The following is a 12,408-nucleotide window of genomic DNA, read 5'->3' as shown; positions in this document are numbered from 1 at the left end:
TGGGGGTAAGGCATGACTGACATTTTGGCAAGACAACGTAAAATTCGGAACTTTAGTATCATTGCACATATAGACCATGGTAAATCCACGCTGGCTGACCGGATTCTAGAATATACCGGTGCACTCACTTCCCGTGAAATGCAGGAGCAAGTGCTTGACCAGATGGAGCTGGAACGGGAGCGCGGAATTACGATCAAGCTCCAGGCAGTGCGACTCACTTATAAGGCCGATGACGGCGAAGAGTACATTTTGAATTTGATTGATACACCGGGACACGTCGATTTTACGTATGAGGTATCCCGTAGTTTGGCAGCCTGTGAAGGTGCTTTGCTGGTAGTAGACGCCGCGCAGGGAATCGAGGCACAGACGTTGGCTAACGTATATTTGGCGTTGGACAACAATCTGGAGATTTTGCCTGTGCTTAACAAGATTGATTTGCCAAGTGCTGATCCTGAGCGGGTAAAGCAGGAAATCGAGGATGTTATCGGCTTGGATACGAGCGAGACCGTACATGCCTCAGCCAAAGCTGGAATCGGCATCAAAGAAATTTTGGAACAGGTGGTCAGAAGTGTGCCTGCTCCGCAAGGTAATCCGGATAATCCGCTCAAGGCACTCATTTTCGATTCGCACTATGATCCTTATAAAGGCGTTATCGTATATGTTCGCGTTGTGGATGGTAGTATCCGAGCCGGTTCAAAAATTAAAATGATGGCGACTGACAAAACGTTTGAGGTTATTGAAGTTGGTGCTTTTATGCCGCGTATGAACATCGTGGACGAGCTGAACATCGGTGATGTTGGCTTTATCGTTGCCGGTATCAAGCATGTGGGTGATACGCGTGTCGGGGATACAGTGACAGATGCAAAAAATCCAACATTAGAACCGATGCCAGGTTATCGGAAAATTAATCCGATGGTATATTGTGGCTTGTATCCAATCGAAACATCGGAGTATAACGATCTACGTGAGGCGCTTGAAAAGCTACAACTGAACGATGCTTCGCTCAGTTTTGAGCCGGAAACATCAAGCGCGTTGGGTTTTGGCTTCCGTTGCGGCTTCCTTGGTCTGCTTCATATGGACGTTATCCAGGAACGGATTGAACGTGAATTTAACATTCCGCTGATTACAACGGCACCAAGTGTTATTTACCGCATAAAGTTGACGAATGGGGAAACGATCCAGATCGACAATCCATCGAATTATCCGGAAATCGGACGGATTGAACATGTGGAAGAGCCCTATGTAAAAGCAGGCATTATCGTCCCTAATGATTACGTGGGTACGGTGATGGAGCTTTGTCAAACCAAACGTGGTGAGTATGTAAATATGGAATACCTGGATACGACACGGGTAACCATTACGTATCAAATTCCACTGTCTGAAATCGTATATGATTTCTTCGATCAGCTTAAATCAAGTACCAAAGGCTATGCTTCCTTTGATTATGAGATTTCAGGCTATCGCCAGTCCAACCTGGTGAAAATGGATATTTTGTTGAATGGCGAGCAGGTCGATGCACTGTCGTTCATCGTGCATAGAGATCGGGCTTATCATCGCGGACGTATTATCTGTGAGAAGCTGCGCGAGCTAATTCCGCGTCAAATGTTTGAGGTGCCGATCCAGGCATCTGTAGGAACAAAGGTTGTGGCGCGTGAAACCGTTAAGGCGATGCGTAAAAACGTCTTGGCCAAATGTTATGGCGGCGATATTTCTCGTAAACGGAAGCTGCTTGAAAAGCAAAAAGAGGGCAAAAAGCGTATGAAGCAGGTCGGTAACGTAGAAGTACCTCAGGAAGCATTTATGGCGGTACTGAAAATAGATGAGTAAAGTTGTTTGAAGTATTCGTCCATTCTTTCATGGGGCATTTGCCGTGCATGGAGAATGGACGTTATTTATTTGAGCAAGCTATCCAGAGATGGAGTGTTTGTTATCTCAGTTGCAAAAATAGTATAACAACAGTATCTTTAGCGTATTTCTATAGATGCTTTACTCTTACTGCAACACCTACACCACAAAAAAATGATCGATGGTGGTAGGCAGCAGCGGAGTGGTCCATTTGAATCTGGAGTAACAGCGATCAGAAGATCAAATGGAACACGAAGCGGTTGTCGAGACCTCGACGCATTTTTTCACTATTCCCTGAATTGACAAGGAGGATCGGCATGACCGCATCCATACAAAAACATGAACATTCATCCGCGCCTCAAGCGGTTTACCTGCATATACCTTTTTGCACGAATAAATGCTTTTACTGTGATTTCAACTCTTATGTGCTCAAGGATCAACCTGTTATGGAATATCTGTATGCACTGGAACGGGAGATGGAACATACAGTTAAGCTTCACCCACCAGGAGAGATTAAAACCATTTTTGTGGGGGGTGGAACACCAACTACCCTAAATCCGAAAGAAATGGAATATTTCCTGAAGAGCGTCCGAACCTACTTCCCGCATTGGGCGGAAGATATTGAGTTCTCCATGGAAGCTAATCCAGGTACCACTGATTTTGAAAAACTCTCTGTGATGAAAGAAGGCGGCGTCAATCGACTCAGCTTTGGCGTACAGGCTTTTCAGAATGAGCTACTCACAGGCATAGGTCGTATTCACAGTACAGATGACGTATATCGTAGTTTGGAAAACGCACGTAAGGTTGGCTTGGACAACCTGTCGATTGACCTGATGTTTGGTTTGCCGAATCAAACGGTGGAGATGCTGCATGAAAGCGTCAGTAGAGCGCTAGAGCTGGAGCTTCCTCATTACTCTATCTACAGTTTGAAGGTTGAAGAAAACACGCTTTTCCACACGCTGTACCAGAAAAATCAGCTACCGCTTCCACATGAGGATGACGAACTGGAAATGTACTTACTCCTCATGCGTCGCATGAAAGAAGCGGGCTATGAACAGTATGAGATTAGTAATTTCGCAAAACCAGGCTTGGGGAGCAAGCACAACATGACCTATTGGCGAAATGAGGACTATTACGGTCTCGGAGCTGGGGCACATGGATATGTTGGCAGAGAGCGCCATATGAACATTAAGGGCATTAACCCTTATGTGGAGGCTAGTCGTAATGGTTTGCCACGTCTGGATAGCTTTGAGGTGCCAGTAGCGGAAGCTATGGAGGATTTTCTTATGGTCGGTTTGAGAATGCTAGAGGGCGTTTCCAAGTCTCGCTTTGAAGCTCAATTCGGTCAGGCGTTGGAGGATACGTTTACTGCTCCTCTTGGAAAAATGCTCAATGCGGGGTTAATCGAATCGATTGAGGACGGTTATCGTTTGAGTGAACGTGGCATTTTATTCGGAAATGATGTATTTGCAGAGTTTATTGGTTCAATCACGGTAAATTCATAAGTTGTAGGCTTCAATACAGCACGTTTCAACTTCGTAAGCTGGGACCATCATTTTATTACACCATTCTGTCACAGCAGGGGAAATGGAGTATTGCGATTCTATGCGTGATGTTGTATATTTATTCATTATATGCGGCAAGCGATAGGAGGAGAGCAAGATGGCTTCAGTGTGTAAAGATGTATTGTGCAGAAGTGCGGTTCCTGAGGATGTGGAGCCTTTATATCAAATGATTAGCGGCTATGCAGAGCGGGGGATTATGCTGCCACGTTCGAGGGAAGTGCTAACGCGCCAACTGGAGCTGTTTATTGTTGCAGAGGTGGACGGCGAAGTTGTTGGTTGTGGTTCTTTATGCAAATTGGGCGCTGACCTGGTAGAGATTCGCTCCCTTGGCATCTCTGAGGGACATAAAGGTATGGGTATTGGCTCCAAGCTCGTGGAGGGCCTTATAATAGAAGCACGGCGGCAACGAATTCCTAAAATTATGGCATTGACCTACGAGGTCTCTTTTTTCATAAAAAACGGTTTTGATGTAGTAAGTAAAGAAATTTTTCCTGAAAAGGTGTGGACCGACTGCATTCACTGTAGTAAACAAAACAATTGTGATGAAATCGCAGTGTTGAAAGTACTGAACTGACCTGTCAATAATGAGGTCAGTTCTTTTTTCATCAGGACCTAATCATGCGTATATTATACAGCCTACATTGTTTAATGCGGGTTTATTTCTCATATGTTTTGAGTAACCACCAAATGAATTGATGATGAGGCTCCAGCTCGGAAGGTATTCCATTCAGGCTTCTTATGGGATGGTCCTTATGATAATCAGTATCATTATAAAAATATGCAGTGCCGTCTAATGGAACTCGGTGTTTATATTTATACAAGGCGACAACATATCTTTCAGACTCTCCGCTTCTGCTTGGACTATGTGTATATCCTTCCCAATCGGCTAGTGTTAAATCATCGTAATGTTGTATTGCCGATCTGAAACATACAAATTGTAGGTAAAAGTGCGATCGATGCGTATAAAAGGTTGCGGCGATTAGTTCTCAAATTTAATTCCTCCTCAAGGACAAAGAAGTTATAATGGTATGGAGACATAGTCTCGAATTTTTCTATTTTCTGTGTCACTATACATAAATACGGTTTTTATACGCTGGATATTGAGGTTTTTCGTGAAAAAGTGTAAACGTTCTGGATTCATTCCAGTAAACTAAACTGTTGTGATAAATCTTGTTTATTGAAAATACTGATCTGACTTGACAATGATCAGGTCGGTTTGGTATTTTTGTATTATCGGTTAGCACTCAACGCGAACGAGTGCTAATGATTCCATTTAACAATCATGCTATTATGGATAAACAACAAGGGGGGATTCGCTTGTTAACCGAACGTCAGAGACTCATTCTGAATGCGATTATTGATGACTACATTCGTTCGGCTGAGCCAGTGGGTTCCCGCAGCATATCCAAAAGGCAGGATGTCGGATTCAGCCCGGCCACGATCCGTAATGAAATGTCGGATTTGGAGGAACAGGGCTATCTGGAGCAACCCCATACTTCTGCGGGACGCATCCCGTCTCATAAAGGCTATCGTTATTATGTGGACCATCTGGTACCACTGAATACACTGAAGCCTATGGAAATGCGGGAACTGAAAGCCTTTTATGCCGAAAAGCTGAATGTAATGGAGCAAGTGATCCAGCATGCGTCAGGCATTCTGTCCCATATGACCAATTATACTTCCATCCTGCTTGGGCCGGAGGTTTTTCATACTTCATTGCGTCATTTTCAGCTACTGCCGCTCAACGAAACGACGGCTGTGGCGATAATCGTGACCAATACCGGTCAGGTGGAGAATAAAACGGTAGATATTCCACCGGGAATTTCGATTTCCGAGATGGAGAAGGTTGTGAATTTACTGAACAGCAAGCTGGTCGGTGTGCCGATTTATCAGCTTAAATCACGCCTTTACACCGCACTTGGTCAGGAGATGGAGAAGCATGTGTCTCATTTTGAGGACGCTATGAAGGTGCTGGATAAAGCACTGGATAATGAATCGGATCAGCGCTTGTATTTGAGCGGTGCGACAAACATGCTTAATCAACCTGAATTTAAAGATGTAGAAAAGGTTAAACATATTCTCGATCTGCTGGAGGAAACACCAACGCTGCTTAAACTAATGACACCTGTTGTCGGGGCACCTGAAATTCAAGTCCGCATCGGCACTGAAAATGATCATGAGGCGTTTGCCAATTGCAGCCTGATTACTGCTACGTATGCAGTAGACGGAGAAGCGTTGGGCACTATAGGCATACTGGGTCCGACACGGATGGAATATGCGAGAGTTATTAATATTTTGGGTATCCTGTCTAAGGATTTGACCGCAATGCTAACGCAGCGGTTTAAATAGAACAAAGCCGCATAGGTTGCGGTATTACATGTTCCGCGTCGGGATACGGCTCGTATCCTGCGCGGGTGCATTGTTGCGTGTTTTTGTAAAGGTGTTATGACTTGAAGGAGGTGAAACATTTTGAAGGAAGAACAAGCGTTCCAAGAAGAAAAACAACAAAATGTAAGCACAGAGGAAGCCGCCGAAGCGAGCCAGCAGGAAGAGCCGGTTAATGAAGCGGCGGCACTGGAAGACCAAGAAAGCGAAACAGAGCTGAATAAGCTTCGCGCTCAGGCGGAAGAGCATCAGCAACGGTTTTTACGCGCTCAGGCGGATTTTGATAATTTTCGCCGTCGTACGCTGAAAGAAAAAGAAGACCTTGCCAAATATGCATCTATGAAGCTGGTTACCGAGTTGGTGCCTGTTTTGGATAACTTCGAGCGTGCGCTGGCAACGGCACCGCAAGGAGCGGAGTCTGAGTCATTCAGCAAAGGCGTGGAAATGATTTTCCGCCAGTTTGAGAGTGTGCTTCAGGCAGAAGGAGTAACGGCCATGAATTCGGTGGGACAACCGTTTAATCCTGACTTCCATCAGGCTATTATGCAGGTGGAGAGCGAAGAGCATGAGGAAGGCATTGTTGTTGAAGAGGTACAAAAAGGGTACATGCTGAAGGACAAGGTGCTTCGTCCAGCGATGGTAAAAGTGAGCATGTAGCTTTTTCAATATACATGAGGATTTTGCAAAAATCCCATAAGCGACTTTCAATGAACAATATTGCACTTTGGAGCGACTGGAATCGAATTTTGCAAAATTATGACATTAGAAATACATCATTTTGATTCAACCATTCTGGCCTGCGGGCCTCGTATATACAGAAGGAGGAATTGTCCGATGAGCAAAGTAATCGGTATTGACTTAGGTACAACCAACTCTTGTGTGGCTGTTATGGAGGGCGGCGAAGCAGTCGTTATTCCAAATCCGGAAGGCGCACGCACAACCCCTTCCGTTGTTGGTTTCAAAAAAGATGGAGAACGTACTGTAGGGGAAACAGCAAAACGCCAAGCAATTACAAACCCGGATCGTACAATCATGTCCATCAAGCGTCACATGGGTACAAATCATAAAGAAAGCATCGACGGCAAAGAATATTCCGCACAGGAAATTTCCGCTATGATTTTGCAAAAGCTGAAATCCGATGCTGAAGCTTACCTGGGACAAACCGTTTCTCAAGCTGTTATCACTGTTCCAGCTTACTTCAATGACGGTCAGCGTCAAGCAACCAAGGATGCAGGTAAAATTGCCGGTCTGGAAGTTCTGCGGATTGTCAATGAGCCGACAGCAGCTGCATTGGCATATGGTATGGAAAAATCCGAAGACCAAACGATCCTGGTATATGACCTGGGTGGCGGTACATTCGACGTATCCATTCTGGAACTGGGCGACGGTTTCTTCGAAGTTAAAGCAACAAGCGGCGATAACAAGCTGGGTGGCGATGACTTTGACCAAGTGATTATTGATTACCTCGTAAATGAGTTCAAAAAAGATCAAGGCATTGACCTGAGCAAAGATAAAGCTGCTGTACAACGTCTGAAAGACGCAGCGGAAAAAGCGAAAAAAGAACTGTCTGGCGTACTGACAACGACGATTTCTTTGCCGTTTATCACAGTAGCTGATGGCGTTCCACAGCATTTGGAGTTGAACCTGACTCGTGCGAAATTTGAAGAATTGTCTGAAGGTCTGGTAGAACGTACTTTGGGACCTACTCGTCAAGCGATGAAAGATGCAGGCATGAGTGCCAGCGACATCGACAAAATCGTTCTGGTCGGCGGTTCCACACGTATTCCGGCTGTACAAGAAGCAATCAAAAAGCTGACAGGTAAAGAGCCTCACAAAGGCGTAAACCCTGATGAAGTGGTAGCTTTGGGCGCGGCAGTTCAAGCGGGTGTACTGACTGGTGATGTGAAAGACGTCGTTCTTCTTGACGTAACTCCACTGTCCCTCGGTATTGAAACCGCAGGTGGCGTATTTACTAAAATGATTGATCGTAACACGACGATCCCTACGAGCAAATCGCAGGTATTCTCGACATATGCCGACAATCAGCCTAGCGTAGAAATTCACGTGCTGCAAGGTGAACGTGAAATGGCAGCAGGCAACAAAACACTGGGTCGCTTCCAATTGGGAGATATCCCTCCAGCACCACGTGGTGTACCGCAAATCGAAGTTACCTTTGATCTGGATGCGAACGGTATCGTGAACGTATCCGCTACAGATAAAGGCACAGGCAAAAGCCAAAAGATTACGATCACATCTTCCAGCGGCTTGAGCGACGAGGAAGTAGAACGTATGATGAAGGATGCCGAGTTGCATGCGGAAGAAGATAAAAAACGCAAAGATTTGGTAGAAGCGAAAAACGCTGCGGATCAACTGATCTACTCTGTAGACAAAACGATTAAAGATCTGGGCGAAAAAGCGGATGCAGGCGAAGTCGAAAAAGCAAATGCAGCAAAAGAAAATCTGCAAAAAACGCTGGAAACCGACAACCTGGAAGATATCAAAAAGGCTACTGAAGAACTGACTGAAATCGTTCAGCAATTGTCTGTAAAGCTGTATGAGCAAGCTGCTCAAGAAGCACAGGCTCAACAAGGCCAAGACGGCGCAGCAGACAGCAAAGGCCGTGACAATGTGGTTGACGCGGACTATGAAGTTGTTGACGAAGACCAGAAGAAAGACTAAGTTACGGATCGGGTAGTGGTAGCTTTACGGTACACCGATGCGTTATGATATACTGAATAGTAATTGCAGCGTAGCTGCCTTGATAAATAACAATTAGCCGAAGGGTAACAGTTATTTCCAAGATAAATAAGCATATTACGGGTTGTACTGCCTTGAAATGATGGGAAGGTCAAAGCCGGGTCATCCCGTGCCTTTGGCTTTCCTTTTATATGTAGTGCAGACACGTTGTAGGCATGGGGGTGGAACATTGGCTGATAAGCGTGATTATTATGAGGTGCTGGGCGTCGCGAAGGGCGCTTCGGATGATGAAGTCAAAAAGGCTTACCGTAAGCTTGCGCGTCAGTATCATCCGGACGTGAACAAGGCTGCGGACGCGGAAACTAAATTTAAAGAAGTCAAAGAAGCTTACGATGTTCTCAGCGATGGTCAGAAGCGGGCAAGATATGACCAGTACGGACATGTAGACCCGAACCAGGGCATGGGAGGCGGCTTCGGTGGTGGTGCCGACTTCGGTGGCGGATTTGGCGATATTTTTGATATGTTCTTTGGTGGCGGCGGCAATGGTCGACGTGATCCGAATGCACCGCAGCGTGGGAACGATCTTCAATATACGATGACGATTGAGTTCAAGGAAGCGGTGTTCGGTAAAGAAACCGACATTCATATTGAACGTACGGAAACATGTGATACGTGTCACGGTACGGGAGCCAAAGCGGGTACTCAACCACAAACCTGCTCCGTCTGCCACGGCAGCGGACAGGAAGAAGTAGTGCAGAATACACCGTTTGGTCGTATGGTTAATCGACGCGCCTGCTCTAATTGCGGCGGTTCAGGTAAAATCATTAAAGAAAAATGTACGACTTGTAGCGGTTCCGGTCGGGTACGCAAGCAACGTAAAATTCATATTCGCATTCCAGCGGGTGTGGATGACGGCGCACAGATGCGTATTAACGGTGAAGGCGAAGGCGGTGTCAACGGAGGACCGGCAGGTGACTTGTACGTCGTGTTCCGTGTGAAATCGCACGACTTCTTTGAGCGTGAGGGAGACGATATCTACTGCGAAATTCCGCTGACGTTCTCACAGGCAGCATTGGGAGATGAAGTCGAGATCCCGACGTTGACCGAGAAAGTGAAGTTGAAAGTTCCAGCAGGTACGCAAACAGGTACTTACTTCCGTCTTAAAGGAAAAGGTGTGCCAAAACTGCGTGGCGTTGGTCAGGGTGACCAGCATATTAAGGTAGTTGTGATAACGCCTAGCAAGCTGAGTGAGGAACAAAAGGATTTACTGCGTCAGTTCTCTTCGCTTAGCGGAGAACAGACGCATGAGAATGAGCAGTCTTTTTTTGACCGTGTGAAGCGCGCCTTCCGAGGCGACTAAGCCCAATTAGAAATCGCGGAGCTTCAACCATGAATCAAAGGAAACTATTCCGCAATTGCGGGGTAGTTCCTTTTTTTATATTCAGGTAAACACATACATAACCATTTTTGTATAGGCATGTTGAACTATCGAGACTTAATATCAAGTAGAAAGGGGTGAGTTCCATCGGAAATGTACAGCTCAAGCTGCGTCGGGGTAAACCACTATTAAAGCTCAGAGGCCTAATTACACTGCTAGTATGTCTAGTTATGGCACTTGTGCTTCTGCCTGTAACCCTGTTATTTGCGGAGAGAGTGGAGCAGGAAACTGAGAAGGGACTGGAAGAAAAGGCAATGTCCATCGCGCGTACACTCGCCCATACGCCGCTTATTGTCGAGCAATTGCAAGGGACAGGTTCGTCTCTTTCCATGCAGGAGTATGTAAAGAGGGTCTCAGTAGCAAATCACATCCAGTTCATCGTGGCTATGGATATGAAGGGAATTCGTAAAACGCACCCGGATGCTAGGATGATCGGCAAAGCTTTTGTCGGTGGAGACGAGTATACTGCACTTCATGGCCATGAGAGCGTGTCCGTTGCGAAGGGTACATTGGGCTTGTCCATGCGAGCCTTTTCCCCCGTGTTCAGTTCAACGGGGAAGCAGGTAGGGGCGATTGTTGTTGGTATATCCATGCAAGATGTACAGATGGCTCAGGAAGGCAACAACCGTCTTATTGCTATCGCCCTTGGCATCGGAATATTGATCGGCACTGGAGGTGCGGTAGTGCTGGCTCGTAAAATCAAAAATATGCTGGTCGGTCTGGAGCCGCCGGAAATCGCACGCTTGCTGGAGGAACGCAGCGCTATGCTGCAATCCATCAAGGAAGGAGTTATTGCGGTAGATGAATTCGGTCGCGTCATGCTGATGAATGCAGAAGCGATTCGTCTACTTAGACAAGCGGGGATTGAAGATTTCTCATTCTCCGGACAGGAAATTACCGTTTATCTATCCGCTTTTCGATTGCAAGAGGTCCTGGAAGCGAGTACTCCACAAATGGATGAGGAAATGGAGCTGGGTGGAATAACTTTGCTGACTACCAGTGTTCCGATACGGGTCAAAGGGGAAATTGTGGGAGCAATTGTAACCTTTCGAGATAAAACCGAAATGAACCAGCTGGCAGAACGTTTGACAGGAGTGTCCCTGTACACGGAAGCACTACGTGCGCAGGCTCATGAATTTATGAACAAGCTGCATGTCATTATGGGGATGGTGCACTTGCAAATGTATGATAAACTGGAGCATTACATTATGGATGCCGTCGAGCATCATCAAGTGGAAATTGGCTCTATCACCCGGCAGATTAGGGACCCGGTTATGGCAGGGTTTGTGTTGGGAAAATTAAGCCGGGCCAGAGAGGTAGCGGTAAGTTTTGAACTGACTCCAGGTAGTTACTTGCCCGAATCCAGTCAAACTCAAACGACGCATGAACTGATTACTATTCTTGGCAATCTGTTTGATAATGCGGTGGAGGCGATGGAATCTTTCGAGCACAAGCGGATTACCCTTTCACTTTATTATGAGGAAAGCCAGAAGAACGGTTATCTGACCTGTATCATGTGCGACAATGGTCCAGGTATACCGGAAGGGCTTGTGAAGGCTATATTTGAAAAAGGTTTTTCGACCAAGGGAGAGTCACGAGGGATGGGTCTTTATCTGGTGACGCAAAGCGTAAAAAGATTACAGGGAAGTATAAAGTTGATCCCAGCCGAGCAAGGGTGCTGTTTTCAGATTACGATTCCATACATTATAGCGGGGAATGATGAACATGATTAATGTCCTGATTGTAGAAGATGATCCGATGGTTGCGGAATTTAACCGAAAATATACGGAGCAGGTGGAAGGTTTTCGATGTGAGGGTTGGGCTTCTTCTGTGGAAGAGGCGAAGAAATATATAGCTGAACAGGCCATTGATCTGATATTGCTAGATGTGTATATGCAGGAAAACAATGGCCTCGATTTACTGTCATTCATACGGGAGACAGGTGTAAATATAGATGTCATTGTCATCTCGGCTGCAAGTGACATGAACAGTGTCAAAAAAGCAATGAACTTCGGCGCGGTGGATTACTTAATTAAGCCGTTCCACTTTAACCGTTTTTTGGAGGCCCTCACGGGGTACCGAGAGCACATTAGCATCGTGCGTGAGCGCAGTCTACTTTCTCAGGAGGAGTTGGACCGACTGATTTATCATAAAAGCTTGACTAAAGACTTGGCACGATTGCCCAAAGGCATAACTAAATCCACGCTGGCTATGATATGGAATTGTATCCAGCGGCACAATAATAAGGTACTATTTTCCACCGAGGATATTGCGGAGAGTGCAGGGATATCCAGGGTGTCTATGCGCAAGTACCTGGCTTTTATGACAGAGATTGAGGCTCTTTCCATGGAAACCATATACGGAACCATAGGACGCCCTGTTTACCAATACCGAATATTGCCACAGGCAGAAGACATCATGAATAGTTTTATTTAAGTCTTCTTTCCGATTACTTTAATTACAAAAGTGAATGATTAG

General features: G+C 45.9%; 9 protein-coding genes. All 9 read left to right on the top strand.

Annotated features, from left to right (window positions below):
- Positions 1 to 12 precede the first annotated feature (12 nt).
- The 9 genes from lepA to dcuR all read left to right on the top strand — a co-directional run bounded on the left by lepA (position 13) and on the right by dcuR (position 12,366).
- Positions 13 to 1,827, top strand: coding sequence for a translation elongation factor 4 (gene lepA, locus NSS94_RS16375; RefSeq protein ID WP_029515362.1), 1,815 nt, complete (start codon positions 13 to 15; stop codon positions 1,825 to 1,827).
- Between the two features lie 335 nt (positions 1,828 to 2,162).
- Entirely contained in the window at positions 2,163 to 3,350 is a 1,188-nt protein-coding gene (gene hemW, locus NSS94_RS16370; RefSeq protein ID WP_340956161.1) for a radical SAM family heme chaperone HemW, read from the top strand.
- A 157-nt stretch (positions 3,351 to 3,507) separates the two neighbouring features.
- Positions 3,508 to 3,984 carry an N-acetyltransferase gene (locus tag NSS94_RS16365; RefSeq protein WP_013311174.1) on the top strand — a complete coding sequence of 159 codons (477 nt, stop codon included), beginning with the start codon at positions 3,508 to 3,510 and terminating at the stop codon, positions 3,982 to 3,984.
- 743 nt (positions 3,985 to 4,727) lie between these two features.
- Complete coding sequence (hrcA, locus tag NSS94_RS16360) at positions 4,728 to 5,759, top strand: heat-inducible transcriptional repressor HrcA (RefSeq protein WP_029515358.1); 1,032 nt, start codon at positions 4,728 to 4,730, stop codon at positions 5,757 to 5,759.
- Positions 5,760 to 5,879: 120 nt separating this feature from the next.
- Positions 5,880 to 6,452 (top strand): nucleotide exchange factor GrpE, encoded by a 573-nt coding sequence (gene grpE / locus NSS94_RS16355; RefSeq protein WP_029515357.1) that lies wholly within the window; start codon positions 5,880 to 5,882, stop codon positions 6,450 to 6,452.
- 177 nt (positions 6,453 to 6,629) lie between these two features.
- A complete protein-coding gene (dnaK, locus tag NSS94_RS16350) occupies positions 6,630 to 8,474 on the top strand; it encodes a molecular chaperone DnaK (RefSeq protein ID WP_029515356.1) in 1,845 nt (614 codons plus the stop codon).
- A gap of 247 nt (positions 8,475 to 8,721) precedes the next feature.
- The gene (gene dnaJ / locus NSS94_RS16345) at positions 8,722 to 9,852 is read left to right on the top strand and encodes a molecular chaperone DnaJ (protein ID WP_029515355.1); all 1,131 of its coding nucleotides are present in this window, start codon (positions 8,722 to 8,724) and stop codon (positions 9,850 to 9,852) included.
- Between the two features lie 155 nt (positions 9,853 to 10,007).
- Positions 10,008 to 11,663: a DcuS/MalK family sensor histidine kinase gene (gene dcuS, locus NSS94_RS16340; protein WP_340885965.1), complete on the top strand. Its 1,656-nt coding sequence runs from the start codon at positions 10,008 to 10,010 to the stop codon at positions 11,661 to 11,663.
- Positions 11,656 to 12,366, top strand: coding sequence for a two-component system response regulator DcuR (gene dcuR / locus NSS94_RS16335; RefSeq protein WP_341039664.1), 711 nt, complete (start codon positions 11,656 to 11,658; stop codon positions 12,364 to 12,366). The genes dcuS and dcuR overlap by 8 nt, the downstream gene beginning before the upstream one ends.
- Positions 12,367 to 12,408 lie beyond the last annotated feature (42 nt).

The organism is Paenibacillus sp. FSL L8-0644, assembly GCF_038008165.1.
In the GTDB taxonomy this organism is placed as follows: domain Bacteria; phylum Bacillota; class Bacilli; order Paenibacillales; family Paenibacillaceae; genus Paenibacillus; species Paenibacillus polymyxa_D.
The sequence above is the reverse complement of the archived record's forward strand: the minus strand, read 5'-3'. Positions and strand labels throughout refer to the sequence as shown.